The following is a 26257-nucleotide window of genomic DNA, read 5'->3' on the forward strand; positions in this document are numbered from 1 at the left end:
CAGTTGCACGGGATAGCTCCGCGGTTTCCCACATTTTTGGCGGTGGGCTTGGTGTCGTCGCTCACCGGCCTACCTGCTGCTGCAGCGCAAGATCGCGAAGAATCGGTCACCGAGCTTGAAGCCATACGAGTCAGCGCGCCGCTGAACAAGGCCCTGGAAGTAAATGCCGGTGGCTTCGGCGCCAAGGACGCCATGGAAATCCCCCTGGCCATCCAGAGTTATTCCAACAAGACCATCGCCGACAGCTCCGCGCGCACCGCCGTGGATGTGCTGAGCCTCGACCCCTCGGTGCTCAGTTCGTCGGGCGGCAGCGGCTTTGACAACTTCCGCCTGCGCGGCTTTGCCATGGACAACTTCAACACCATCCGCCGCGATGGCCTGACCCTGGCCCCGCACCACGACGTACCCCTGGAAAACGTCGAGCGCATCGACGTGCTCAAGGGCCCATCGGGTTTCCTCTACGGTTTCAACTCGCCGGGCGGCACCATCAACTACATCCTCAAGCGCCCGACCCTGGAGCCGCTGCTCAATGTCAGCGTGCAAGGCTCGTCGTTGCTCGGCCGCTACGTGGCGATTGATACCAGCGATTCATTCAACGACGGCGCCTTTGGTTATCGCCTGAATGCCGGCTACGAGAAAAACGGCGACTTCGACCACGCCCGCGACATGGAACGCAAGTTTATCGGCCTGGCCACCGACTTCCGTCTGAGCGACCGCGCCCTGTTGCAGTTGAACGCCGACTGGTCGCGCAAGTCCACGGTCGCCGACCCATTGCTGCGTGCCGACCAGAGCGGCCGCGCCAACCCTCTGGACCCGTCCAGCTACGTGCTGCCACCCAAGGTCAATCGCCGCGATCTATTGACCGGCTCCTGGTTCCGTCACCAGACCGAAGGCGCCAACCTCGACGCCAAGTTCGAATACGAGCTGGATGACAACTGGACCTCCGTGACCCAGGGCAACTACTCGCGGGTCGAGCGCCACGGCGGCTATAACGACCTGTTCGGGATCAAGCCCAACGGCGATATCGGCTCGGCCGACTTTTACGTGTCCCGTGGTGAAGTGTTCAGCACCTGGTCGCTGCAGTCGTACCTGGCCGGCAAGTTCGCCACCGGCAACATCTATCACGACGTGTTCTTCGGCACCGGCTACAAGCAGTTCAAGGACGTCAGCCCGTTCTGGGATTTGGTCGACAGTGGCACTCCAGGCATCGGCATTGGCGATGTCTCGGTGGGTAATATCCGTCACCCGGTCAACCCGCCCAAGTGGCACTTCGGCTCGGAACAGCCCACGGACTTTGTGTCCTCCATCAAGGAAACCTCGGTTTTCGCCAGCGACCTGATTTCCCTCACCGAACAGTTCCAGGTGATGGTGGGCGGGCGTTACATCTGGTACCGCGCGGATAAACTCTCAGCCACCGCACCTTCGCAGAGCCACGACGTGTTCGTGCCCAGCGCTGCGCTGATCTACCGGCCCTGGGACAGCGTGATGACTTACGTCAGCTACTCCAAAGGCTTTGAAAAAGGCGACTACGCCCCCCAACACGCGACCAACGCCAACCAGCCCACCGACGCCATCGAGTCCCAGCAATACGAGGTGGGCCTGAAGCTGGACCTTAACGATCGCCTGAACCTGGGCCTGGCGGTATTCGATATCCGGCGCAAGGCCAGTTACCTGAACACCAGCAATACCTATGTGAGCAACGGCGAATACCACCACCGTGGCGCCGAGCTGACCCTGTCCGATCGCGTCACCGACGCCCTGACCCTCACCGCCAACGCCGCCTACCTGACCACGCGCATGGAAGATGTGGATGACGTCACCGTGGACGGCAAGCGCACTGAGAACGTGCCCAAGTGGAAAGGCGCGGTCGGTGCCCTGTACACCGTGGCCGCTGTGCCTGGCCTATCGTTGGACAGCACCCTCAGCTATGTCGGCAGCCGCCCGGTGGATGCGCAGAACAGCGGCTACATCCCAAGCTACACCTTGCTCGACGCCGGTATCAGCTACCGCTCGAAACTGGCGGACACCCCGGTGACCTACCGCCTGCACGGCAAGAACCTGACCAACAAGTACTACTACGCCAGCGCCTATTACCTGGGCGGGCTGGATGTGGGGCGCGAGCGCGAAGTGTTCCTGTCGGCCAAGTTCGAGTTCTAGAACCATGACGTATTCCAGTTCATTGCCCGGCCTGCGCCACCTGTGGGTCGAGCGCCTGCTTGAGCGGCACGCGGGCACGTTGACCGAGTTGGTCGATGGCCTCGGCTCGCCGCTGCATCTGGTGTGCCCACAGGTTTTTCACGCCAATGTCGAAGCCTTCCAGCACAGCTTTACCCAGGCCCAGGTGCGCGGCAGCGTGTTGTTTGCGAAAAAGGCCAACAAGGCCAACTGTTTTATCCAGGCCTGCGCGCAGTGTGCGATTGGCGTGGATGTGGCCAGCGTCGGTGAGTTGCAAAAGGCCTTGGCGGGTGGGGTGGCTGGCACTGATATCGGCGTGTCCGGGCCACGTAAGAGCGATCAGCTGCTTGGGCTGGGCCTGAGTCATCAATGCCTGCTGGCGGTGGACTCGTTGGAGGAGCTGCTGCGTATCCAGCAATTGGCGCTATCCCTGCGCCAACGTGCGCGTCTGTTGTTGCGCTATTGCCCCAGCAGCCAGGCCCATAGTCGTTTCGGCCTCAACCCACGGGAGTGCGACCAGGCCCTGGTGTTCTGCCGCCAGCACGCGGCGAATCTGGACTTGCAAGGCTTCTCGTTTCATCTGGGCGGCTACGACACCGCCCAGCGTGCACACGTCGCCAGCCACTTGGTCGACCTGTGCCGGGCCAGCGAGCTGGACAACTGCCGCACGGTCAACCTGGGCGGTGGCTTTGCCGTGCGCTATGTCGACCCGGAGCAGTGGCAGGCCTTTCTGGCCGAGGACTGCGCCGAGCGCTATCACAACGACAAGGGCTTCGCCGGCTTCTATCCCTACGGCGCGCTGCGCGCGGGGGCCGAGGCCCTTGACGATATCCTCGCCACGCCCGTCAGCCCCGGCCTGAGCCTGGCGCAAAAGGTCATCGAGCACGGCGTGCGGCTGATTATCGAACCCGGCCGCGCCTTGCTCGACCAGGCCGGTATCAGCGTGTTCCGCGTGCAGGGCGTCAAGGACCGCACGGCCAGTGATGGTTATGCCCAGGTCACTGTGCAGGGCAGCAGCTTCAACCTCTCCGAACAGTGGTTCAACAGCGAATTTCTACCCGACCCGCTGCTGTTGCCGGCCTCGCCACGGCCGCGGTCGCCGTTTGTCGCGTGTATTGGCGGGGCCACCTGCCTGGAGTCGGACATGCTGACCTGGCGCAAAGTCGCCTTTGATTACCCGATCCAGGCGGGTGACTTACTTATCTACCTCAATACCGCCGGCTATCAGATGGACTCCAACGAGTCGCCTTTTCACGAAGCGCCCTTGCCACACAAAGTGGTGCTGGAGCTGCGTAACCCACACCTGCGCTGGAAGCTGGACAGCCTGGCTTAATCGTAAAGCCACTCAACAAGGAGCCTCGAGTGAACAGTTTGAATAAACCCGCTGCCCCCGCCGACCTATGGGTGCTGCCCCAGGCGGCGCTCGAAGACCTGGGGGTGAGTTACCGTGAAGTGCTGCAGGTAGTCGAGCAGGCGTACAAGGCCTTGCGCAACGGCGACTCGCAGAACCCGCTCAAGACCATTGTCGAACCGATGGACCGCCATTCCATCAGCTACTCGATGGTTGGCCGGGATGGCGCCAGCCACACCGTGGGCTTCAAGGTGGTGTACGAGCATGACCCGCAGCGCACCCGCGATGCCTATCAATTCCACTCGTTTATCTTTCTGTGTGATGACCGCACCGGCCGCCCGATTGCCTTGATGGACGTGGTCAAGCTCGGCCCGTTGCGCACCTCGGCCACCTCGGCGTTGATGGCCAGGGCCGCCTGCCCGAATGCCCGCAGTGCCCTGGTCGTCGGTACCGGCGTGCAGGGGCAGGTGGCGTTGCCCATGTTGCTCGCGGCCATGCCGGACCTGGAACGTTTGTATGTCTACGGGCACTACGCTGAAGGCCTGCGCGCGGTGCAAGACACCCTGCACAAACACTACCCGCTGCGCGATGTGGTGGTGGTCGATGACCTGCCGGCGGCGGCTGGCGAGGCCGATATCATCCTTGGCGTCGCCGGGCTTTCGGCGCGCCAGCAAGTGCAGCGTGCCTGGCTCAAGCCCGGCGCCGTGGCGGTGCTGGTGGGCTATGGGATTGATGCCGACGTGTTGCATGGCGCCGACTACCGCATTGCTACCGACACCGCGCAGATGCAAGTCACCAGCGCCGACCTGGCGGCCGCCGACGGCAGCCTGCCCGCGGTGGACGCCGAGCTGCCGGACATCCTCCTGGGCCTGGCACCCGCACGCCGCCATCCCGACGATGTGGTGTTCGCCTACAACAGCGGCATGGTGGTGACCGACGTCGCCCTCGGGCGCCTGATGGCCGACCGCGCCCTGACGCAGAACCGTGGGCAGAGGGTCCAACTATGGTCGGCCTGACTGCCGCACAACCCGGCGCCTGGCGCGCCGACAGCCGGGCTCTGCTGTTGCTGGCGCTGCCCCTGATCCTCACCAACCTGGCCTACGTGGCCCTGACCACCATCGACATCGTGGTGCTCGGCATGCTGGGTGCCAAGGAGCTGGCAGCCGGTGGCCTGGCCATCGCGCTGTTCAACCAGTTGCGCACCACCGGCACCGGGCTGGTCACCGGCGTCAGCAACCTGGTGGCCCAGGCCAATGCCCGGGGCGATGACGCCCAGGTGCGGGCGTTGCTGGTGGCGGGGCTGTTCTGGGCGACCGTCAGCGGCCTGGTGTTTATGGCAGTGTTGCTGGGGTTGCGCCAGCCGCTGACCTGGCTGGGCCAGGATGCCAGCGTGGTGGCCAATGCCATGGACTTCCTGCTGATCATTGCTCCCGGCCTGCTGCCTTGCCTGTGGTTCCAGGCGCTGCGCCACTTCACCGTGGGCCTGAAATTCCCCGGGCCGTTGCTGGCGATCACCCTGGTGTCGATCTTCCTCACGGCGGCGCTCAACTACGTGCTGGTGTTCGGCAAGTTCGGCGTCCCGGCCTACGGGCTGGCGGGGGTGGCGATCACCAGCGCCGTGGTGTTCCTGCTGTCGTTCCTGATGTTCTTCGCGGTGGTACTGACCCATCGGCGCCTGGCCGGTTACTTCAAACTGGCGCACTTGCGCTTTTCGCCGGCGGCGATCAAGGCCGTGTGGAAGCTCGGGCTGCCGATTGCCGGGACCTATGCCAGCGAGGCCGGGTTCTTCAGCGTACTGACCCTGCTGATCGGCACCCTGGGCATGGAGGCGCTGGCGGCGCAGACCGTGCTTAACCAGATCATCTACATCGTGTTCATGTTCTCTGCGGGCATCTCCCATGCCGCCTCGATCCATATCAGCGAGGCCTGCGGCACCGGGCAGTATCAGCGCGCGCGGCAACTGGGACGCCTGGGCCTGGGCCTTGGGGTGCTGGTCATGTTGCTGTTCGCCATTCCTTACGCGTTGCTACCCGAACAGGTCATCGGCCTGTTTATCAGCACCGAGCACGCCAACAACCTGGATGCGGTGCGCCTGGCCACCACCGGTTTGTTGATTGCCATCGTCCTGCAGGTGTTCGACGCCAGCCAGAACATCGGCAACGGCATCCTGCGCGGCATCGGCGATACGGCGGGACCGCTGCGCATTTCCCTGTTCGGCTACTGGCTGGTGGGGCTGCCCGCTGCCTGGCTGCTGGGCATCGTCAGTCCTTACGGGATCTTCGGCGTGTGGGCCGGATTGGCGATAGGCCTGGCGGCTACCGCGTTGCTGCTGATTGTCTCGTTTGAACGGCAACTCAAGGCGCTGGACCGCGCGGGCGCCGTCGCACTGTCATAACAAGGAGGTGTTCCATGCATCAAGACGACCCTGCACACCGCGTCGAGGCGTTGGTGCGCCCCAGCGTGCGGCGTTTGCCTCTGTACGACCCGGGCGCCGATCCACACCAGCTCGGTACGCCGACGGTGATCAAGCTGTCCAACTGCGAAAACCCGCTGGGCATGTCGCCGGCTGCTGCGGCGATGCTGGCGCATCATGGCGGGGCAGGGCTGGAACGCTACCCCGACCCCAGTGGCCGGGCCCTGCGGCAGCTGATCGGTGGCCAGTTGGATGTGGACCCGGCGCGGGTCATCCTCGGCAACGGCTCGGAAAATATCCTCGAACTGTTGTGCCTGGCGCTGCTCGATCCCGAGGACCGGGTGGTGACCCAGCAGCCCTGTTTCAGCCTGCATGAAAGCCTGCCATTGATGATGGGCGCGACGGTGGACAAGGTGCCGCTCAACCCGGATTTCAGCGTTAACCTGCAGGCCTGGGCCACGGCCCTCGAGCAACCGGCGAAGCTGTTGATGCTGAGCACCCCCTGCAATCCGGTGGGCACGGCGCTGTCCAGCGCTGAACTGACGGCGCTGGTCGCCGCCGCTCACCCCGACACCTTGTTGGTGATCGACGAGGCGTATTTCGAATTCGTCGAGGACGCGGCTGACGCCCTGGCGATCCTCGACGCGCAGTCGCGGCCGTGGATCATCCTGCGCACGTTCTCCAAGGCGTATGGGCTGGCGGGGCTGCGGATCGGCTATGGCATCGCTTCGCACCGCAGCCTGATTGATGCGCTGCACCGGGTGCGCACGCCGTACAACGTCAATCAACCGGCCCAGGAGGCCGCCAAGGCCGCCTGGCTGGACCCGCAACACGTGATTCGCAGCCGCGAATTCGTCGCCATCGAACGCCAACGCCTGACCCAGGGGTTGCAGGCTGCGGGTTTTCGCGTGGCGCCGTCCCAGGCCAATTTCCTGTTTATCGACACCGCTTGCAACGCCTTGGAGGTGGTCGACGAATTGCTCAAGGACGGGATCATCGTCAAGGCCTGGCGCGAGCCGGGATACACCAGTTTTATCCGCGTGTCCCTGGGCCTGGCCCAGCAAAACCAGGCGTTTCTCGCCAGCCTGCAACGCGCCGTCGCGACCCTGGCCGGGTAAGCGCCGCGCCGGTTTTTCATACTGCCCAGAGGTTGTCATGATCAAGACTTGCCTGTCCGAACTGATCGGCGATACACCGCTGCTCAAATTGTGCGTCACTGAAAACGGCAGCTGCGTGCTGCTCAAGCTGGAACAATTCAACCCCACCGGCACCGCCAAGATCCGTATGGCCCGGCAGATGCTCGACGAGGCGCAGGCCTCGGGGCAGCTCAAGCCGGGTGGGCGGATTGTCGAGTCGACCTCGGGCAACACCGGATTGGGCCTGGCGCTGCTGGCCGCCGAGCGCGGCTACCGCTTCACTGCCGTGGTCGACGAACACGCCAGCCCCGACAAACTGCGGGCGATGCAAGCCTTTGGTGCGCAGTTGGTGCGGGTCGGCGACCCCGGTGGCGGGCTGTCCACCGCCGACCGCGATGCTACCGCCGAGCGTATTGCCACGGAGCAGGGCGCCTACTGGACCCGCCAGCACCACAACCCGGCCAATGCCAATGGCTACACGCAGCTGGCAGCGGAATTGCGCGCAGTGCTGGGCGATGAAATCCACTACCTGGTGGGCGCCGTGGGCACCGGCGGCTCGTTGTGCGGCACTGCGCGTGCCTTGAAACGCCATGCCCATGGCCTGCAGGTGATCGGCGTCGAACCCTGCGGCTCGGTGATCTTTGGCGGCCCCGGTGCGCCGTATCATCAGTCCGGAACCGGCACCCCGGAGGGCGCAGAAATCGGCGCCGTGGTCGACTACGCGTTGATCGACAAAGGCCTGACTGTCAGCGACGCCCAGGCCTTCGAAACCGCGCGCTACCTGGCGCGGCATTACGGTCTGCTGCTCGGCGGCTCGGCCGGCGGGGTGATCTACCAGGCCCTGCGCGAGGCCTGGCATGCCCCGGCCCACAGCGTGATCGTGGCACTGGTGTGCGATGGCGGCGAAAAATACCTCGACACGGTGTTCAACGACCAATGGATGGCGGATCGGCAACTGCTGGCGCCCCAGGTTCATCGTGAGCTTGAGCAATGGTTGAGCGCGCTGCCCCAGGTCAAACAGCAAGCCTAGCGGCTTGCCTGGGGCGCCGGCCTTCGCTACTGTGGCGCCCCGCCTGCGTGAGCCCCGCCATGAGTGACACCACTGTCGAACTGATCCAGACCGGCCCTGAACAGGCCGAACTGATCTGCAACCTCTACCAGTTTTATGCCTATGAATCCTCCGATTGGGAGCAGGAAGACGTCGAGCAGGACGGCCGTTTCTATATCCACGAGGAACACCTGGCGCGCTACTGGCAAGAGCCGCAATGGAGCGCCAATCTGCTGCTGGTGGACGGTTACATCGCCGGTTTCCTGTTGATCGAGCGCAGCGAGCTGCCGGGGATCAATGCCCTGGAACTGGCTGACCTGTTTATCTTGAAACGCTATCGGCGCAAGGGCATAGGCCGCGCCCTGGCCACCCAGGTGTTGACCAGCGGCGAGACGGACTGGCTGGTGCGGTTCTATGACCAGGACGAGGCGTCCCAGGCGTTCTGGCGCAGCGTATTGGACAACCTGCCGCGCCCAGTGCAGGCCATCGAGCTGGATGATGAGCCGCAGTTGCTGAGCTTTTTGGTGACCCGGGCGGTTGTTCACTGACGCAGTCCGTGCGGACTCGTGTGGGAGCGGGCTTGCCCGCGATAGCGGTGTATCAGTGGATGTGTTCGGTACTGACCCACCGCTATCGCGGGCAAGCCCGCTCCCACAGAGGGTATGTGTTTGTTTGAATTACCGCTGATTTACGTGGGTTGAACGGTTGGGCGGCTATGCTGGTCAACTGACCTTCAATGTCGACGCAAAGAGGTGACCGCAATGGCCAAGACTTACAGCTACGCCGCCCGTGACGCCAAGGACGCCCTCAAACCCTTTACCTTCGAGCGCCGCGCCCCCGGGGCCGACGATGTTCAAATCGACATCCTCTACTGCGGAGTGTGCCACTCCGACCTGCACACGGCGCGCAATGAGTGGAACAACACCCTCTACCCATCGGTGCCGGGCCATGAAATCGTCGGCCGGGTGACGGCGGTGGGGGCCAATGTCAGCCGCTTCAAGGTCGGTGACCTGGCCGGCGTCGGCTGCATGGTCGACAGCTGCCAGCACTGCGCATCCTGCGCCGAGGGCGAGGAGCAGTACTGCGAGAACGGCTTTACCGGCACTTACAACGGCCCGGTGTTTGGCGGTGAAAACACCTTTGGCGGCTATTCCGACAATATCGTGGTCAAGGAGAAGTTCGTCCTGCGCATTTCCCACGATGAGGCGCAATTGGCGGCCGTGGCGCCGCTGCTGTGTGCCGGGATCACCACCTACTCGCCGCTGCACCATTGGAAGGTCGGCCCTGGACAGAAGGTCGGCGTGGTCGGCCTCGGCGGCCTGGGCCATATGGCGGTGAAAATCGCCCATGCCATGGGCGCCCATGTGGTGTTGTTCACCACCTCGCCGAACAAACGCGAAGACGGCCTGCGCCTGGGGGCTGACGAGGTGGTGGTGTCGAAGAACCCGGACGAAATGGCCAAGGTCGCCAATAGCCTGGATTTCATCCTCAACACCGTGGCCGCGCCCCATGACCTGGACGCGTTCCTCAACCTGCTCAAGCGCGACGGCACCATGACCCTGGTGGGCGCGCCAGACAGCCCGCACCCGTCGCCTTCGGTGTTCAACCTGATCTTCAAACGCCGCAGCCTGGCGGGGTCATTGATTGGTGGCATCCAGGAGACCCAGGACATGCTGGACTTCTGCGCCCGGCACGGGATCGTCTCGGAGATCGAGATGATTGATATCCAGGGCATCAACGAATCCTACGAGCGCATGCTCAAGGGCGATGTGAAGTACCGTTTTGTGATCGACATGGACAGCCTCAAGCGCGAGATCCAGGCGGCCTGACCTTAATCTGGCGGTGGGCGCTGGGTTGTTTGTGATGGTCATGAGTCTTTACGCAGCGCTCTTTTTGGGTTGTTGGGGTTGTGTACATATCCGTTGTTGCGGTTATGGCGGCTATTGGTTCCGCCCTTACGGCGGCTCACTTTGGAAGAGCCCCAAAGTAAGCAAAGCGCTCTTGCCCCACCACTCGGCACCTCGCCTAGGCTCGGTGTGCCCGTCATCCGACATTGATTTGGGGGGCCGCCGCGCTGGGCCATCCATGGCCCAGCGCGGCTAAACCGGCGTCCTGCCGGTTTACCCCCCAAATCAAAATCGCATGACGGCCAGCGTGGTTTAACGGGGCGCCTCAGATCAAAAGCAAAGCGAGGCGGCCTGACAGCCGACCTGATCGTCGAGATGTACGCATATACCTGTGGGAGCTGGCTTGCCTGCGATGGCGGTGCATCAGCCAATACATTTATCGACTGATACACCGCCATCGCAGGCAAGCCAGCTCCCACAGGGGGGAATGCAGCTTCGCGCTCTGGCTCTGCTGTTGCTCTGCTTTTGATCTTAGGCGCCCCGTTAAACCACGATGGCCGCAGGCAGGTATTGCGCAGTGGGCACCCCGGCATGGATGCCGGGGTAGCCGCGACACGGCCATGGATGGCCGATCGCGGCGGGCCCACGGAGCAATGCCTGACTGCGGGCATGCCGAGCCTAGGCGAGGCACCGAGTGGTGGGGCAAGAGCGTTTTGCTTACTTTGGCGCTTCTCCAAAGTGAGCCGCCGTAAGGGCGGAACCCTAAGTGGCCGTAACCGCAGCAACGGATATGTACAAAACCCCAGAAAAGAGCTGTGTAGATACCTATGCCGCGATGGCGGTGTATCAGTCGCCGTATGTATCGGACAACCCAGCGCAATCGCCGGCAAACCAGCCCCTACAAGGTTTTTTGGCCCATCAGCGGGTGGTGTAGGGCAACAGAAACACCACGCCAAGCCCAGCCAGCGAAATCAAGCCGAACCACGCCACCGGCCCCATGGCCCAGCCCCACCCCAGTACGCTGACGGCAAAACTCGCCGCCAGCATCCCCCAGCCCAGCACTCGCAGGCCACGTCGTAGCACCGGCGAGGGCAGGCGCTGCATAAGTTGTTTGTAATGGCGCTCCAAGCCCAGGCACAACCCCGCCATCCCTGCGCAGGCCAGCAACAACGCGCCTATCAACGCCATCTCAATTGACCTCCGCTACAGCGTGCTTGGCCACGCGCCGGGTGCTGCGTTCCTTGGGCGCCTGGTACAGCTTCCAGCACGGCCAGGCCAGCAGCAGGCCGAGGGCGACGCTGGTCAATTCCAGGTAGACGTAATCCCCCAGGCTTTCCCCCAGCAGATTCAGGGCCGGCAGGCCGAGACACAGCACTGCCGCCAGGCCCAGTTGCTCGCGCCAGGCACTGCGCCAGGGGCGGACAATCGCGTGGCCCAGGCTCAACAGCCACACCAGGAAAAACACCCGCACTTCCCAGCCACCGCGCTGGGCCAGTTCCACCGGGAGCAAGCGGTTGGCCCACAACAAGGCCACGCATGCCACCGTCAGCCCGGCCACCACCGCCACATTCAGGCGTTCGGCGATGTGGTAGAGCAGGGCGCCCACAGCGCCTTCGCCATCATGGCGCCGGCGGCGTTTGACGGTAAACAGCACCACGCCGGTTGCCAGCATTGCGCAACTGGCCAGGCCGCAGACAAAGTACAACCAGCGCATGGAGTAGCCGCCGAACTGCGCAAAGTGCAGGCCGGCCATGACCTTCTGGGTCAACAGGCTGGGCCGACTGACCGCAGGCTGGCGCAGGACGGCACCGCTGACCCCGTCAAACAGCATGCTCTGGCCCTTGGTCAGCTCGATGCGGTTGCCCAGTACCGGCCGTACCTCGATGCGTGCGTCGCTGCGGCCGGGGTTGTGGATCGACAAGCTGGACACCGGCCCCATGGCCCGCTCGGCCTCGGCCAGCAGCGGTTCCAGTGCCGTCAGCTCGGCTGCTTCGCTGTGTTTGGGGCGTTCGCCGCGCACTTGTTGTTCGGCGGGCGCGCCACGCAGGGCGCGGAAGAGGTTGTCGCGGTCACCGTCAAACAGCGCGTCCACCGCCGCCGGCATGTAGATCAAATAGAAGATCACCAGCCCGGTATAGGTGATCATCAGGTGAAAGGGCAGCACCAGCACCGCTGTCGCGTTGTGCGCATCCAGCCATGAGCGCTGGCCCTTGGCGGGGCGGAAGGTGAAGAACTCCTTGAAGAATTTCTTGTGGATCACGATCCCGCTGACCAACGCGACCAGCATCGCCATGGCGGCCAGGCCGACCGTCCAGATCCCCAGGTCGCGCGGCAGGTTGAGGGTAAAGTGGAAGCGGAAGAAAAACCCGCCCCCGGCAGTTTCGCGCACGGCCAAGGGCTCGCCGGTGTGTGGGTCGAGCGCGGTGCCGCCGCCACGTCGTTGTTCGCCGGCCGATACCGTCAGGGTGTCGGAGCGTTCGCCGGGCAGGCCGATGTTCCAGGTCTTCGCCTCGGGGTGCTGGCGCGCCAGGTAGTCGAGGGCCTGCTGCGCGGCGGCGCTTTGCGACAGGGTCGCGGTGGGGATTTCCGGGCGCATCCAGCCGTCGATTTCCTTGTCGAACACCGCCAGGGTGCCGGTCAGGAAGATTGCAAACAGCAGCCAGCCGAACACCAGCCCGCTCCAGGTATGCAGCCAGGCCATGGCCTGTGTCAGAGTCTTGTGTTTCATCCCAGCACCTCGCGCCAGTGTGGCCAGAAACCGACGGCAGCCAGGGGCAGCGCCAGGGCCATCCCGGCCCACGCACGCCAGGCGTTGCGACAGGCAAAGGCCCAGAGGATCGCCAGGGTGTAGATCAAGAAGGACGGCAGGCTGGCGACCACCAGGGCATCCACCTTGTCCATGGGCAACAGGCGCGCCAGGGCGGCGGTAAACGCATAGGTAAACAGGTAGCCGCCGATCAGCGCGGCGACTACCCGCGAGAGGGTCGGCCAGGCAGGGGATTTGCTTTTCATGGAGGGCTCATCAGCATCAGACCAGGCAACACCATCGCCCTGGGGGGCAGGCTTGTGTGGGAGCTGGCTTGCCTGCGATGGCATCTCCTCGGAATGACCTGCTAGACCGAGGCGTCTGCATCGCAGGCAAGCCAGCTCCCACATAGACCGAGTGGGTCACAAGAAACGTATGGCTCGAATGCTAGTGATTCTCATATGGGAGTAAACGCAATTTACAACTTATACACTTTGAGCCGCAGGTGCAGGCACAGCCCGGGCGTGGTGTTCTGTGCCCACAACTGGCCGCCTTGCAACTGCACGATGCTGCGCGCAATCGACAACCCCAGGCCATAGCCATCACCGCCGGGGCGGGCGGCGTTGAGGCGGGTGAAGGGCAGGAAGATCTGCTCCAGCTTGTCCGGCTCGATCCCTGGGCCCTGGTCCTGGATGCACAAGTGCCAGAAATCGCCCTCCAATGCTCCGGTCAAGCGCACCACACCGTGTTCGGGGGAATGGCGGATGGCATTGCGCAGGATATTTTCCAGGGCCTGGGCCAGGCCATTGAGGTTGCCCAGCACCCAACAGTCGGCGGGCAGTTCGCAGGGCAGGCGCTCCCGCGGCCAGCCGCTTTCAAAGCAGGCGTCTTCGCGCAGCAAGTCCCACAACGGTTCCATCTCGACCGCTTCCACGGGCATCGCCGGGCGTTCGGTATCCAGCCAGACCAGCTCCAGAGTGCTGCCGATCAAGCGTTCCATGCCTTGCACTTCGCGCTCCAGGCGCTGGCGCAGGGCATTTGGATCGGGCTCGCGCTCCCCGGCCACCCGCAGCCGGCTCAAGGGCGTGCGCAGTTCGTGGGACAAGTCCCGCAGCAGGCGCCGTTGCAGGACCACGGTATTTTCCAGGCGCTCGGCCATGTGGTCGAAGGCCCGGGCCAATTCACCGAGTTCGTCACGGCGGTGCGTCACCTGGGGCCCGACCCGCGCCGCCAGGTCGCCGGCGCTCAGGGCATTGGCCTGGCGCCGCAAGATCACCAGCGGCGAAATCAGCACCCGGTACAACAGCACACCAAACAATAGCGCCAGGCACGTCGGCAGTACCTGGCGCAGCAAAATGTCCCACAGGCCACGGCCCTGGCGGGGGTCCAGGTGCAGTGGCAACTCCATGACCAGGCGTGCTGCACCGTCGCTGAACGGAATATAGAAAGTCGGCCGCCCGCCGGGGCGGCCCACTGGCCAGTCGATCTGGCGTACAAAATCCAGCTTGCGCCGCTCGATCGTGGTCAAAGCCTGGGAGGACAGCGACTGGTGGTCGTCCACTATCACCGCCCATACCTGCTCCTGGGCACGCAGATTCTTGAGGAACTCATCGACCCCCACTGCACCGCGTTCGCGCCAGGCAATTTCGGCCTGGCGTGAGTACTCGCTGAGGATGTAACGGGTGGGGGCGGGCAAGCGCGCGGTGGCTTCGTAGATGCGCCGGCTCACATCCACTTGCAGGCTGACCACCAGCAGGCACAGCACCGCCAGCAAGCCGATCAATTTCCACAACAGCGAGTGGCGGTTGGGCAGCCTCATGGCTCCAGCCGGGTCAGCATATAGCCTGTGCTCCTGACCGTTTCCACGCGCCCGGCGGTGTAGCCGATGGCCTGCAACTTGCGGCGGATACGGCTGACATGCATGTCCAGGCTGCGATCATGCCGCGAATAGGCGCGGTGCATGACCTGCTGATACAGGAATGCCTTGGTCAGCACCTCGTCGGCATGGGCCACCAGGGTTTCCAGGACGCGGTATTCGGTGGTAGTCAGGTCGGCCCACTGTTCATCCAGGTGCACATCCGTGCGCTGTTCGTCGAACGTCAGTTGCGGATCTTCATTGCGCGCCGTGCCAGGCACCTCATGTTCATAGGCCACCCGGCGCAGGATCGCGTCGATGCGCACATCCATCTCCAACATGCTGAACGGCTTGGGCAGGTAATCGTCGGCGCCCTGGCTGAAACCGGTGATGCGGTCCTGCTCGGCACCGAGGGCCGACATCAGGATCACCGGTACCCGTTGATGCCGCCGCAGTTGCGCGAGCACCTCCAGGCCGCTGCTGCCGGGCAGCATGATGTCCATCAGGATCAGGTCGAAATCCTGGGTACGCGCCAACTCGACAATCCCTCCACCATCCTGGCGCAACGTGACCTCGAAGCCACGCTGGCCCAGGTGGCTGTGCAGGTGGGCGGCGAGCAACGGGTCATCCTCGACGGCAAGGATGCGGCGCGCAGCGGGGAGCGGGTGGGGGGCGTGCATGGGAATTTCCTGCGAATGCGAATGTTTCTAAGTTGCGCATTCTGGCAAAAGTCCCGACATATTCCTATCCACTGCGCTTTATTGCCGCATTTTCGGTTTAAGCACTGAACACGTTTGCAGCTCGGGGGGGAGCTCCAGGATCCTGGCTTGTCAGGGCGTTGCGGTATTGCTAGTGTCGACGCATGACTGCCTATTGCCTCACCTCGACGACCACCACCACGACCGCTGCAAGCGGAGCGTGCGAGGTTTCGTGAGCCAATAGCAGACGAACTTCAAAGGCCCGCCAGCGATGGACAGGGCCTTTTTTCTTGTCCTTGTGTCGCTGGCTCAAACGCAAGGAGATGCACCCATGTACGCCCTGTTGATTCTCGATATGCAAGTCGGGCTAGTTCACGGCCCGGAAAAACCATGGCGCTGCGAAGCGTTGTTGGAAACACTCAATAGCCTGATGGATAAGGCCCGCCACGCCGGTGCGCCGATTTTTCTGGCGCGCCATATCGGGCCCGTGGGCTCGCCCATCGAACCCGGCAGCCCGCTGACGAAGGTGGTACCGCAACTGAAGTTGCTCGGTAGCGAAAAGGTGTTCGAAAAGCGCCGGCCCAACGCCTTTGAGTCGACCGACCTGGCTGACCAGTTGCGCGCATGCGGCGCTAGCGGTGTAGTGGTCACCGGGATGAAAACGCAATACTGCGTCGACAGCACCTGCCGCGCTGCCCGTGACCTTGGCTTCGATGCGGTACTTATCGCCGATGGCCATACCTGTTCGGACACTCCCGTGATGAAAGCCGAGCATATCGTCGCTCATCACAATGCCACGCTGGATGGGCCGTTCTGCCAACTGGTTAGGGCCGAGGAGTGGCGCTTCTAGCAGGCCCTCAGATCACGGCCGCTGCGGCTTTACCCCCGTACCGAACGTATTGCCCATCCGCACACTGGTCGCCGCCAGCGTCGACAAGCCAATCTGGTTCGGCGGCCGCTGGTGCACCGGTTTTTCCCGCGCCTCGCGGTTTTTCTGCGCTGCCTTAGCGCCCATCTGCTGGCTCAGGCATCCATAGTCAGGCGCTTTGTACCCATCCACCCTGGCCTCGACACAACCGCCTGGCGTTTCCTCGGCGTGCACGGTCGACGCCAGGCCCGCGCATAACAACAGCATCAGCAACCGCTTCATCAGAGCCTCCTGGCAGGCCCTGGGGAGTGGGCCGCTAGTGCCTGCCAGTCTAGCCCGGTGGCGCTGGCGAAACCGTGATGTTTTTTTTGCCATCACCGTAACATCAGGTTCATAAATTGGCCTCAGGATGACGCTTTTCCCAGGACACGGCAGCCGTGCAACAAGGCAGAGCAGGGGTCGAACGGTGGGCTTGGAGGCGCACGCACTGCTGCCTGGTCTTGCTGTTGGCCTGGATGTGGCTGCCACTGCCCAGGGTGCAAGCGGGGGAGCCGCCGTTGTTGCGCCTGGATCTGCCTGCGCAAGACCTGGCGCCCGCCCTGGAAGCTTTCAGCCGGGCCACCGGGATGGCTGTGCTGGTGGACCGCGAGTTGAGCGATGGACGACGTTCGATGAGTGTGCACGGGCACTACAGCGCCCAGCAGGCCCTGGGCCTGTTACTGACAGGGAGTGGCCTGATGGCACGTTACGCACGCAGTGATGCATTCACCCTGCAGGTGCCTGAAGTCAGCCAGCCGCTGGCCAGTCGCGGGGTGTCGCCACGTAACGCCGCACGGCTCAACCGCAGTTATGCCAGCGCCGTGCAGCAGGCCGTCGAAGCCAGCCTGTGCCGTTCACCCTTGACTCGCCCCGGCAGTTTTCGGGCGCTGGTGCAGGTCTGGGTCAACCGTGACGGATTGATTGAACACAGCCGCCTGGTCAGCTCCACTGGCGATGTACTGCGTGATGAAGCGCTGGTGCGCAGCCTCGGCAGCACATGGATAGAGCGCCCGGCACCCAGCTCGATGCGGTTGCCGTTGACCCTGCTTTTAATGCCCGATACCACAGGAAAACGCATGGAATGCACAGCACGGCAAGGAGCTTCCGGGGCATGAAGGATACCGGGCACACGCCAATGGTCAGGTTGTTCCTGGCCTCCTACGAGGACTTCAAGGTGCGTTTGCGCAAGCGCCTGGGGTCGGAGGATCTGGCCAATGACGTCCTGCATGAAACCTACCTGCGGGTCGACCGCATGGACATGCCGGCGAACCTGCAACAACCCAATGCCTATCTGTACCGCATGGCCCTGAACATTGCGGCCGACCGGCGCCAGGCCGATGCCCGCCTGCTGACCGGCAGCGAAGTCGAGGAGTTGCTCAATATCAGCGATGAAGCCCTGGACCCCTCGCGGGTGGTGGGTGGCCAGAAAGAAATCCAGTCCCTGCTCAAAGCCCTCTACGAACTGCCTGCCCGGCGGCGCAAGATCCTTATCGCCGCGCGCCTGGAGGAAGCGCCACACCTGGAAATCTCCCAGCGTTTCGGCATTTCCACACGCATGGTCGAGAAGGAAATCAAGGCCGCCCTGGGGCATTGCGCCCAGCGTCTGGAAAGAAAAGTCATCCAGCGGTTCGGTCCCGGCGCCGGAAAACCGTCTTAGTGTTGAGTCCCTGATAATCCGTGAGTACCTGCGCGCTTGAATATTTTTAGCTTTCCCACTGCCCGGGACACGCCCGACAGCCGATTGCACGGTGAAGCGCGCGACTGGCTGGTCCTCCTGACCTCGGGCCAGGCAACCGTGGCCGATGCCAAGGCCCTGCGCCAGTGGTGCGCCCAGAGCCCCGAGCATGCCCAGGCCTTCGAACAGGCCAAGCGACTGTGGCAACAATTGGCCCCGGCGCTGACCGAGGCCCAGGCCCCCCGGCACTTTGGCCGGCGGGCGTTCCTCGGCGGGGCGCTTGCGGCCTCGGCGGCCCTGGTGATGGTGCACATCAGCGTGCCCGGTGGTTTTGCCGGCTTGAGCGCCGACTACCACACCGCAGTGGGCGAGCAGCGGCGGGTGGACTTGCGCGAGGGCATCAGCCTGGAGCTCAACACCCAGACCCGCATCAGCCGGCGCGAGCAGGGCATCGAATTGCTTGAAGGCGAGGTCGAGGTGCAGCTGGCACAGCCGCTGACCGTACAGGCAGGGGCGGGCTGGCTGAGCGCGAGCCAGGCGCGCTTCAATGTGCGCAACACCGACCACAGTGTGTGTGTGACCTGCATTGAAGGCTGGCTGGCGGTTGAAGTGCAGGGGCGCAGCGTGCGCCTGGACAGCGGGCGCCAGTTGACCTACGACGCGGCCGGGCTGGGCCCCGTGGTGACGGTGGACACCGAAGCCGTGATCGCCTGGCGGGAACAGGTGCTGGTATTCAATAACGCCACACTGGATACGGTAATCGACGAGATCAACCGCTACCGCCCAGGGATGTTGGTATTGCTCAACCGCGAACTGGGCAAGCGCCGGGTCCAGGCGCGCTTCAGTCTCGAACAACTGCCAGGCGTGGCGCTGCTGATCCGCGATGCCTATGGGGCCAAATGCACGGAACTGCCGGGTGGGGTGGTGTTGCTCAGCTAGCCCTGGAGAAGGGAGCCAGCTCGCCACAGCTTCAGTCCAACGGCCCCAGCACCTGGCGATAGCGCTCCACCCCCTGGGGCGTCTGGCGCACCAGGGTGATTTCCATCCCCAATGGATTGTCCTGGCGATTGCCGCTCAACTGCCGCCAGCCTTTCTCGTTGTCCCACACCCGCACTTGCAGGTCGCTGACCTGGCTCAACACCGCCACCGCCTCCTTGGGCGCCGGCAGCGGATAGCGATCCCGCGCCGGTGCGGCAGCGCGGTACAAGGTGTCGCCCTTGAGCCACCACCGCACCCGTTGCAGGCCGTCGCCGGGGGTTGGCGCGCTGCGGATCAGCTCCAGACGAAAGCCCTGGCTGTCGGAGCTGCGCACGGTCACCGCCGGCAAGGCGTCGGCGGCGGGAGGCTGGTCCTCGGTGGGTGGCGCAGCCAGTTCCACCCCGGCGCGCAGGCTGACGTCCAGTTGCAGCTGGTTCAGGGCGCGCAGCAGGCCCTGGGTCTGTTCGGTGCTGGCCTGCAAGTGGGCGTCGGCGCGGGTCACGCTGTCCAGGCCGCGCCAGGCAATCAGGCTGACCACAGCCATCAGCATGATCGCCACCATCACTTCGATCAGGGTAAAGCCTTGCTGCTCGCGGTTCATGGCTGGCTCACCACGCGCAAGGTGCCGGCTGCATCACGTTGCAGGCTGAGGCCGTGTTGCCCGTCCGAGAGCCACACCTGCAGCGGCGGATTGATCCATTCGGCATTCAGCACCAGGGTCTGCCGGGGTTCGATCCGCACCAGCATCGGCGTGGTATCCCAGGCCCGTGGGCGCAGTTGTGGGTCATCCTTGAAGTCCTCCAGCCCCCGGCCATCGTCGCGGCGGCGGCTCAAATGGTAGCCCTTGGCATCGGCGCGCCAAGTGATCGTGCGGCCATCGGCACGGGCTTCGGCCTGGGCGATCTGCAGCACCTGGCTCAGGCGCTCGGCGTCCTTGCGCAAGCGGTGCAAGGGGTCGGGCTTGATGCTCAGGCTGATGGCCGCGCTGGCAATGCCGATGATCACCAGCACCACCATCAACTCGATCAAGGTGAACCCCTGTTGCCGGCGATTCGTCATGGGTGTGCCCTCAACGGGATCTGCCACTGAAATAAAACCGTGAGAATTGCCCTGTAGGCTGTCTGCACGGACAAACAGGAGGTCCCGCCCATGGCATTCATCCATCGCGTATCTGCCGCCCACGGCATCCAGGCCCTGGCCGTGCTGGCGACGCTGGCCGGGGTCGCTACATGGACACCGTTGTTGCTGACGTCTGCCGAGTCCCATACCCCGGCGCTTGCCCCCCAGGCATTGGCGGCGCGCAGTGATAACCCGGCGCTGCAATGGTTTGCCGACATGCCGGCGGCCCTGCAGATCAAGGTCTCCGGGGTGCTGGCCGGCGCCCAGGGCGCGGTGGCAATTCTCAGCCTCAACGACGGGCCGCCGCGCAGTTTTCTAGCGGGGGAGCGCCTCAGCCCCGGCGTGCGCCTGGCGGCCATCGAGGGCGACGGGGTGGTGATCGAGCGCGGCGCTGAAAAGGTCCGGGTCAACCTCGACAAGTTGCCCGATGCCCCGGCCTTGCCCCGGCTCACTCGGCCGTAACCTGCTTTAACGCCGGCGCGCGGCCCACCAGGGTCTCAAGGCGCGCCAGGGGCGGCGCCTCGCGTGTGGCGTCCAGCACTTGCACGCTGACTTTCCACAGGTCGCCAGCGCCTGCCACCACCTGTTCACAGCGCAGTTTCAAGCGGCCCTGGTCGCACTCGAACGTCTTGCGCCCGGGGCCGGCGCGGCCCTCCAGGCGCAGTTGCGCCAGGCGACTCTGGGCCGCCAGCATGGCGATGGACTTGTCGCGCAACAGGCCATTGCTCTGGGTCATCAACCCCGCCACCCGCACCGCCGCCGCCATGGCCACGGCGATAATCGCCAGGGCCACCAGCACCTCGATCAGGGTGAAACCTTGGTTCCTATTGCGGGCGCGCATGGCTTGCTCAATGCCGGGAAACAGGCCCGCAGACTAGCCCCTGCACTTGACCGATTGGCGACCAAAGCTCCCGAGGATTTTCAATACGCCTGACATGTTGTCTTGCAACACTGCGCGACGAAAAGCACTCAAGCCAAGGAATGTCGAGATGGATATCGCGCACTTCACATCCACCCCGCAAGGCGCTCGTGGCCAGCGTGGCTTTACCCTGATCGAGATCATGGTGGTGGTGGTCATTCTCGGGATCCTCGCCGCCATGGTGGTGCCCAAGGTGCTCGACCGCCCCGACCAGGCGCGAGCCACGGCCGCCCGGCAAGACATCGGTGGCCTGATGCAGGCGCTGAAACTCTATCGCCTGGACCACGGCAGCTATCCGAACCAGACCCAGGGCCTCAAGGTCCTGGTCGAGCGCCCGGCCGATGGGAAGAACAGCAACTGGCGCGCCTACCTCGAACGCTTGCCCAACGACCCCTGGGGCCGCCCGTACCAGTACCTCAACCCTGGCGCCAACGGTGAAGTCGATGTGTTCTCCCTGGGCGCCGACGGCCAACCGGACGGTGAGGGCGTGAATGCCGATATCGGCTCCTGGCAGTTGTAAGGCGCGCCATGAACAGCCATTTGCCCAGAGCGGCGAAGCAGCGCGGCATGGCGATTATCAGCGCGTTGCTGATCGCCGCCGTGGTGGCGGTGCTTGCCGGGGCCATGCTCACCCGCCAGAGCGTGTTCACCCGCAGCCTTGAGGCCGAACAACTGCGGGTCCAGGGCAGTTGGTTGTTGCAGGGCGCGCTGCAGGCCAGCCGGCAACAGTTGTGGGACGCGCGGCGCAAAGAGGTGCTGACCCGTCTCGACCAGCCCTGGGCGCGCCCCTTTGCCGGGGTGGTCGAAGGGCGCCTGGATGACGAGCAGGGCAAGTTCAACCTGCGCAATCTGGTCAGCCAGCAGCAGCCGGATGTGGCGCAGTTGCAGAGTTTCCAGCGTCTGTGCCAGTTGCTCGGCATCGACCCCAACACCAGCCAGCGCATCAGCCAACGGGTGCTTGCCTCTTATGCGCAGCGTGCGGGTGGCAGTGACGTGAGCAGCCTGCGCAGCACCTCGCCCGAGGCCGCGCAGACCTTGCTGCCGGCCAGGGCGCCGATGTTGCGAAGTCTTGACGACCTTGCCCTTGAGCCGGGTGTGCAGCAACGCCTGGCGGCCTATGTCAGTGTGTTGCCCGACAACACCTGGGTCAATGGCAATACGGCCAGCGCCGAAGTGCTCAGTGCGGTGGTGCCGGGGCTCAGCCTGTCCCAGGCCCAGGGGCTGGTGGCCGAGCGGGACAGCGGGCGCTGGTTTATCAACCGCGGGGATTTCGTCAACCGCCTGCGCATGCCGCAGTTGTTGGTGGACTCGGTGCAGGTGGGAATCACCAGTGAGTGGTTCCGCTGGCACGGCCGCGCGCGGCGCGAGCAGCGGCGGGTGGCAGTCGAAGCATTGTTGTATCGCCCTGAAGACCGGCAACCCCAAGTGATCTGGTGGCGGGTGGGCGCATGACGCGCTTGCGCATTGCCTTGCCGCCGCTGGCCCAACTGAGCGCCGAGAGCCTGGTGCACTACGCCTGGTTGGACCGCGCCGGGCAGGTCAGCCGGCAAGGTCAGGCCAGCCTTGGGCAGTTGGCGCAACCGCGCAAGAGCCTGGCGGCCGAGTGTTTCCTGCATCCCCGGGACAGTTTGCTGAGCAGCCTGGAGTTGCCGCAATTGCCGCCCGCTAAAGTGGCGGCAGCCGTGGCCTGCGCGGCCCAGGCGCTGATCCTCGGCCCGGTCGCGCAAATGCAGGTGGTCCACAGCCCACGGCAGAGCAACGGCCAGGTGCAAGTGGGCTGGCTGCCGACGGCTGGCCTGGAACAGTTGCAGCGGGTTCTGGCCCAGGTGCCTATCAGTTTGCGCGGCCTGTACCCGGCGCCCTATGCCTTGCCTGTGCCGCCGGCGGGGCATTTGAGCGTGGCCTGCGTCGACGGGCATCTGCTGCTGCGCCAGAGCCTGCACCAGAGCGCCTTGCACCCCCTGGGACCACAGGCCCTGGCGGAACTGGTGCAGGCTGGCGCGCAGTTGCATCAGGTCGATGAACACACGCCCGCGCGCTGGCAGGGTGTGGTCCCCGCCTGGGGCTTGCATGGCCACCTCAAGCGCGCCAGCAGCGGTGGCTGGGGCCGGGCGCTGGGGCTCAGTGCCCTGGCGGTGGTGGTCTGGACCCTGGGCCTGAACCTGTATGCCGCGCGCCAGGTGGACGAAGGGCAACAGCTCAAAGCGCGGATGATTGCCCAGGTCAAGCAGGCCTTCCCGCACTTGCCAGTGATCCTCAATCCGCTGCAACAGGCCCGGCAGCAACTGGCCGCCGGTCAAGGCGCCACCGCCGATCCCGGCCAGCGTTTCAGCAGCCTGTTGCAACTGGCGGGCAACCACCTGCCGTTTATGGTCGGCAGCGTCCAGGCGTTGGCATTTGATCAAGGCCGGTTGTACCTGGAGCTGTTGCCCGACAGTCGCAGCCCGGCCGCCCCAGGGGAGTGGCAGGCGGCGTTGACCGAGGCGGGTTTCGCTGCCACCCGCGATGAGCACGGCTGGACCCTCGGGCCGCTCGACAACACGGGAGGCGCCGATGAGTAAGTTCGGCTATCCGTACCTGCGCGGCCAGCTCCAGGGATTCTGGAGCGGCCTGGCCCTGCGCGAAAAGCGCCTGCTGGGCGGCAGCGGGGCGGTACTGGCGGGCTTTTTGGTGTGGTTGCTGCTGATTGAGCCGCCCTTGCAGCAGATTGATTTCTGGCAGGCCGAAACCCCCAAGCTGCGCACCCAGGCCGCCACCTTGCAGGTGCTGCTGCAGGGCGCCAGTGCCGGTGCGCGCGCCGGGCAAGACCTGGAAGGCGCGCTGCGCCAGGCGCTCGACGCTGCCGGACTTAAAGACCGCTATCAGTTGCAGGGCGTGGCGCACGCCGGTTGGCGCCTGACTTTTACCGACGCGCCGGCGGATGCGCTGGTCGGTTGGCTGCTGACCAGCCCGCGCGCATTTTCCCTGGAGGTGTCCCACGCGCGCTTGCAGCGTGTGGGCGATACCCCAGAAAACCCGGCCGGCAGCGTGTCCGGGACCGTTCGCATGGATCAGGCGCCTGGCGCTAAGGAAGCTTCATGAAGTGGTCACTTCCCCGTTCAGCGCCGTTTCGCCAGGTGGCGCCGCTGCTGTTGCTGGCGCTCAGTGCCTGCAGCCACACCCCGGCGCCCACACCTGCGCCCTTGCTGGTGGACAGCGAACTCGGCCAGCCCCTGGCCGACACCCGGCGCAATGGCGTGCCGTTGCCCGATCGCCAGCGCGAAATCAGCCCCCAGCCGCGGGTCCAGCACCCGCTGAGCAACCGCGCCCGTGGCCCGGTCGCCGCGCCGGCCAAGGTGCGCAACCCGCTGGGTGACCAGCCGGTGCAATTGAATTTCGTCGACGCCGAGATCCAGGCGGTGGTACGCGCCTTGTCCCGCGCCACCGGCCAGCAGTTCCTGGTAGACCCCCGGGTCAAGGGCAACCTGACCCTGGTCAGCGAAGGCCAGGTCCCGGCGCACCAGGCCTACGACATGCTGCTGGCGGCGCTGCGCATGCAGGGCTTCAGCGTGGTCGACGTGGGGGGCGTGGCCCAGGTGGTCCCGGAAGCCGACGCCAAACTGCTGGGCGGGCCGATCTACAACGCCGCCAGCCCCAGTGGCAACGGCATGCAGACCCGCACCTTCCGCCTGCAATACGAAAACGCGGTGAACCTGATCCCGGTGTTGCGCCCCATCGTTTCGCCGAACAACCCGATCAACGCCTACCCCGGCAACAACAGCATCGTCATCACCGACTACGCGGAAAACCTCGCACGGGTAGGGCAAATCATCGCCGGCATCGACACCCCAAGCGCCATCGACACCGACGTGGTGCCGGTGCAAAACGGCATCGCCGTGGATATCGCGGCAATGGTCGCCGAGTTGCTGGAAACCCAGGGCAACGACCAGACCCAGAAGATCTCCGTGATCGGCGACCCGCGTTCCAACTCGATCATCATCCGTGCCGGCAGCCCGGAGCGCACGGAGCTGGCGCGCAACCTGATCTACAAGCTCGACAATGCCCAGAGCAACCCCAGCAACATGCACGTGGTGTACCTGCGCAACGCCCAGGCCGGCAAGCTGGCCCAATCCCTGCGCGGCATGCTGACCGGTGAGAGCGAAAGTGGCGTCAGTGACGAGGCCCGCTCCAAGTTGAGTGCGATGGGCGGCGCGGGTAGCACCAGCCAGGGCAGCACCCAGAACAGCAGCGGCACGCCGACCGCCAGCGCGGCGCCATCCAGCGGTTATCCCAAGGACAGCACCGGCGCAAGCACTGCCGGCAGTGAGCAGAACACCGCCTTCAGTGCCGGCGGTGTGACGATCCAGGCCGATGCGACCACCAATACTCTGCTGATATCCGCCCCGGATCCGCTGTACCGCAACCTGCGCGAAGTCATCGACATGCTCGACCAGCGCCGCGCCCAGGTGGTGATCGAAAGCCTGATCGTCGAAGTCAACGAAGACGATGCCAGCGAATTCGGCGTGCAGTGGCAGGCCGGCAACCTGGGGGGCAAGGGTGGTTTTGGCGGGGTCAACCTGGGCGGCAGCGGGATCAACGGCACCCCCACCAGCAAGACCAGCATTGACGTGCTGCCCAAGGGCCTGAACATCGGCCTGGTGGACGGCACCGTGGATATTCCAGGGATCGGCCGGGTGCTGGACCTCAAAGTCCTGGCGCGGGCGTTGAAGAGCAAGGGCGGGACCAATGTGTTATCCACGCCGAACCTGCTGACCCTGGACAATGAGGCGGCGAGTATCTTCGTCGGCCAGACCATTCCCTTCATCACCGGCAGCTACGTGACCGGCGGGGGCGGCACCAGCAATAACCCGTTCCAGACCGTGCAGCGTGAGGAAGTGGGGCTCAAGTTGAACGTACGGCCACAGATTTCCGAGGGCGGTACGGTGAAGCTGGATATCTACCAGGAAGTCAGCAGCGTCGATACCCGGGCGTCGGGGGATGCGCGCACGGTGACCAACAAGCGCGCGATTGATACCAGCATCTTGCTGGATGACGGGCAGATCATGGTGCTGGGCGGGCTGTTGCAGGATGGCTATACCCAGAGCAACGACGCAGTGCCGTGGCTATCAGACATCCCGGGATTGGGCGCACTGTTTCGCAACGAGTCGCGCAGTGTGAACAAGACCAACCTGATGGTGTTCCTGCGGCCCTACATCATTCGCGACAGCGGCGCGGGGCGCAGCATTACGCGCAATCGCTACGACTTTATGCGCCGCGCCCAGGGAGGCTTGCAGCCGCAGCACAGCTGGGCACTGCCGGATGTGCAGGCGCCGCAGTTGCCGGCGGTGGAGAAGGCGATGCCGGGGAGTACACGCCCGTGAGTCGCACCCATTCCCCCTGTGGGGCTCGAC

General features: G+C 64.6%; 27 protein-coding genes. 18 read left to right on the forward strand and 9 right to left on the reverse strand.

Features of this window, described 5'->3' with window-relative positions; translation table 11 throughout:
- The first annotated feature begins 51 nt into the window (after positions 1-51).
- The 8 genes from PSH73_RS09745 (at position 52) to PSH73_RS09780 (ending at position 9952) form a co-directional block, all read left to right on the forward strand.
- Positions 52-2157, forward strand: a complete 2106-nt coding sequence (locus tag PSH73_RS09745) for a TonB-dependent siderophore receptor (protein ID WP_159439762.1) — start codon at positions 52-54, stop codon at positions 2155-2157.
- 4 nt (positions 2158-2161) lie between these two features.
- On the forward strand, positions 2162-3508 hold the full coding sequence (locus PSH73_RS09750) for an alanine racemase (RefSeq protein WP_076965183.1): 1347 nt from the start codon (positions 2162-2164) through the stop codon (positions 3506-3508).
- Positions 3509-3537: 29 nt separating this feature from the next.
- On the forward strand, positions 3538-4542 hold the full coding sequence (locus PSH73_RS09755) for a hypothetical protein (RefSeq protein WP_198792323.1): 1005 nt from the start codon (positions 3538-3540) through the stop codon (positions 4540-4542).
- A complete protein-coding gene (locus tag PSH73_RS09760) occupies positions 4530-5921 on the forward strand; it encodes an MATE family efflux transporter (protein ID WP_120732556.1) in 1392 nt (463 codons plus the stop codon). Before PSH73_RS09755 ends, PSH73_RS09760 begins: the two co-directional genes overlap by 13 nt.
- Before the next feature lie 14 nt (positions 5922-5935).
- Positions 5936-7057 (forward strand): histidinol-phosphate transaminase, encoded by a 1122-nt coding sequence (gene hisC, locus PSH73_RS09765; RefSeq protein ID WP_057959216.1) that lies wholly within the window; start codon positions 5936-5938, stop codon positions 7055-7057.
- A gap of 37 nt (positions 7058-7094) precedes the next feature.
- Complete coding sequence (locus PSH73_RS09770) at positions 7095-8105, forward strand: PLP-dependent cysteine synthase family protein (RefSeq protein WP_057439042.1); 1011 nt, start codon at positions 7095-7097, stop codon at positions 8103-8105.
- Between the two features lie 59 nt (positions 8106-8164).
- On the forward strand, positions 8165-8671 hold the full coding sequence (locus tag PSH73_RS09775) for a GNAT family N-acetyltransferase (RefSeq protein WP_057439041.1): 507 nt from the start codon (positions 8165-8167) through the stop codon (positions 8669-8671).
- Positions 8672-8884: 213 nt separating this feature from the next.
- Complete coding sequence (locus tag PSH73_RS09780) at positions 8885-9952, forward strand: NAD(P)-dependent alcohol dehydrogenase (protein ID WP_057439040.1); 1068 nt, start codon at positions 8885-8887, stop codon at positions 9950-9952.
- A gap of 936 nt (positions 9953-10888) precedes the next feature.
- Here PSH73_RS09780 and PSH73_RS09785 read toward each other — a convergent pair.
- The 5 genes from PSH73_RS09785 to PSH73_RS09805 form a co-directional block, all read right to left on the reverse strand.
- Positions 10889-11158: a DUF3325 domain-containing protein gene (locus tag PSH73_RS09785; RefSeq protein ID WP_178112945.1), complete on the reverse strand. Its 270-nt coding sequence runs from the start codon at positions 11156-11158 to the stop codon at positions 10889-10891.
- A gap of 1 nt (position 11159) precedes the next feature.
- Positions 11160-12698, reverse strand: a complete 1539-nt coding sequence (locus PSH73_RS09790; protein WP_305462358.1) for a PepSY domain-containing protein — start codon at positions 12696-12698, stop codon at positions 11160-11162.
- Positions 12695-12982: a DUF3649 domain-containing protein gene (locus PSH73_RS09795; RefSeq protein WP_057445152.1), complete on the reverse strand. Its 288-nt coding sequence runs from the start codon at positions 12980-12982 to the stop codon at positions 12695-12697. The genes PSH73_RS09790 and PSH73_RS09795 overlap by 4 nt, the downstream gene beginning before the upstream one ends.
- 212 nt (positions 12983-13194) lie before the next feature.
- Positions 13195-14535: a sensor histidine kinase gene (locus tag PSH73_RS09800; RefSeq protein WP_169961366.1), complete on the reverse strand. Its 1341-nt coding sequence runs from the start codon at positions 14533-14535 to the stop codon at positions 13195-13197.
- On the reverse strand, positions 14532-15251 hold the full coding sequence (locus PSH73_RS09805) for a response regulator transcription factor (protein ID WP_057959131.1): 720 nt from the start codon (positions 15249-15251) through the stop codon (positions 14532-14534). Before PSH73_RS09805 ends, PSH73_RS09800 begins: the two co-directional genes overlap by 4 nt.
- 349 nt (positions 15252-15600) lie before the next feature.
- Here PSH73_RS09805 and PSH73_RS09810 point away from each other — a divergent pair, with 349 nt between their 5' ends.
- Entirely contained in the window at positions 15601-16119 is a 519-nt protein-coding gene (locus PSH73_RS09810) for a cysteine hydrolase family protein (protein ID WP_198800238.1), read from the forward strand.
- A gap of 12 nt (positions 16120-16131) precedes the next feature.
- Here the strand turns inward: PSH73_RS09810 and PSH73_RS09815 are convergent, their stop codons facing one another.
- On the reverse strand, positions 16132-16419 hold the full coding sequence (locus tag PSH73_RS09815; RefSeq protein WP_305462360.1) for a hypothetical protein: 288 nt from the start codon (positions 16417-16419) through the stop codon (positions 16132-16134).
- 233 nt (positions 16420-16652) lie between these two features.
- Between PSH73_RS09815 and PSH73_RS09820 the strand changes: the two genes are divergently transcribed.
- From PSH73_RS09820 to PSH73_RS09830, 3 genes are read left to right on the forward strand one after another with little or no spacing between them, the layout of a single operon-like run.
- On the forward strand, positions 16653-17291 hold the full coding sequence (locus tag PSH73_RS09820) for a secretin and TonB N-terminal domain-containing protein (RefSeq protein WP_057959149.1): 639 nt from the start codon (positions 16653-16655) through the stop codon (positions 17289-17291).
- Positions 17288-17833, forward strand: a complete 546-nt coding sequence (locus tag PSH73_RS09825) for an RNA polymerase sigma factor (protein WP_057438724.1) — start codon at positions 17288-17290, stop codon at positions 17831-17833. Before PSH73_RS09820 ends, PSH73_RS09825 begins: the two co-directional genes overlap by 4 nt.
- A 36-nt stretch (positions 17834-17869) precedes the next feature.
- Positions 17870-18790 (forward strand): DUF4880 domain-containing protein, encoded by a 921-nt coding sequence (locus PSH73_RS09830; RefSeq protein ID WP_305462362.1) that lies wholly within the window; start codon positions 17870-17872, stop codon positions 18788-18790.
- Between the two features lie 31 nt (positions 18791-18821).
- Here the strand turns inward: PSH73_RS09830 and PSH73_RS09835 are convergent, their stop codons facing one another.
- Positions 18822-19430: a type II secretion system protein GspJ gene (locus tag PSH73_RS09835; RefSeq protein WP_057438723.1), complete on the reverse strand. Its 609-nt coding sequence runs from the start codon at positions 19428-19430 to the stop codon at positions 18822-18824.
- Entirely contained in the window at positions 19427-19888 is a 462-nt protein-coding gene (gspH, locus tag PSH73_RS09840) for a type II secretion system minor pseudopilin GspH (RefSeq protein ID WP_198792319.1), read from the reverse strand. The genes PSH73_RS09835 and gspH overlap by 4 nt, the downstream gene beginning before the upstream one ends.
- 90 nt (positions 19889-19978) lie before the next feature.
- Here gspH and PSH73_RS09845 point away from each other — a divergent pair, with 90 nt between their 5' ends.
- Positions 19979-20410, forward strand: a complete 432-nt coding sequence (locus PSH73_RS09845) for a type II secretion system protein N (RefSeq protein WP_057438721.1) — start codon at positions 19979-19981, stop codon at positions 20408-20410.
- On the opposite strand, the gene gspI is transcribed toward PSH73_RS09845, so the two are convergent.
- Positions 20397-20789 carry a type II secretion system minor pseudopilin GspI gene (gspI, locus tag PSH73_RS09850; RefSeq protein ID WP_057959137.1) on the reverse strand — a complete coding sequence of 131 codons (393 nt, stop codon included), beginning with the start codon at positions 20787-20789 and terminating at the stop codon, positions 20397-20399. The two genes, PSH73_RS09845 and gspI, sit on opposite strands and share 14 nt — an antisense overlap.
- A 148-nt stretch (positions 20790-20937) precedes the next feature.
- Here gspI and gspG point away from each other — a divergent pair, with 148 nt between their 5' ends.
- The 5 genes from gspG to gspD are packed head-to-tail and all read left to right on the forward strand — an operon-like array spanning position 20938 to position 26227.
- Positions 20938-21387: a type II secretion system major pseudopilin GspG gene (gspG, locus tag PSH73_RS09855; RefSeq protein WP_057959138.1), complete on the forward strand. Its 450-nt coding sequence runs from the start codon at positions 20938-20940 to the stop codon at positions 21385-21387.
- An 8-nt stretch (positions 21388-21395) separates the two neighbouring features.
- Positions 21396-22319, forward strand: a complete 924-nt coding sequence (gene gspK / locus PSH73_RS09860; RefSeq protein WP_159439761.1) for a type II secretion system minor pseudopilin GspK — start codon at positions 21396-21398, stop codon at positions 22317-22319.
- Positions 22316-23428: a type II secretion system protein GspL gene (gene gspL, locus PSH73_RS09865; RefSeq protein ID WP_198800240.1), complete on the forward strand. Its 1113-nt coding sequence runs from the start codon at positions 22316-22318 to the stop codon at positions 23426-23428. Before gspK ends, gspL begins: the two co-directional genes overlap by 4 nt.
- Entirely contained in the window at positions 23421-23948 is a 528-nt protein-coding gene (gspM, locus tag PSH73_RS09870; protein ID WP_305462367.1) for a type II secretion system protein GspM, read from the forward strand. Before gspL ends, gspM begins: the two co-directional genes overlap by 8 nt.
- Positions 23945-26227, forward strand: coding sequence for a type II secretion system secretin GspD (gspD, locus tag PSH73_RS09875; RefSeq protein WP_305462369.1), 2283 nt, complete (start codon positions 23945-23947; stop codon positions 26225-26227). Before gspM ends, gspD begins: the two co-directional genes overlap by 4 nt.
- Positions 26228-26257: the final 30 nt, after the last annotated feature.

Source organism: Pseudomonas sp. FP2294 (assembly GCF_030687625.1).
Classification (GTDB): Bacteria; Pseudomonadota; Gammaproteobacteria; order Pseudomonadales; family Pseudomonadaceae; genus Aquipseudomonas; species Aquipseudomonas shahriarae.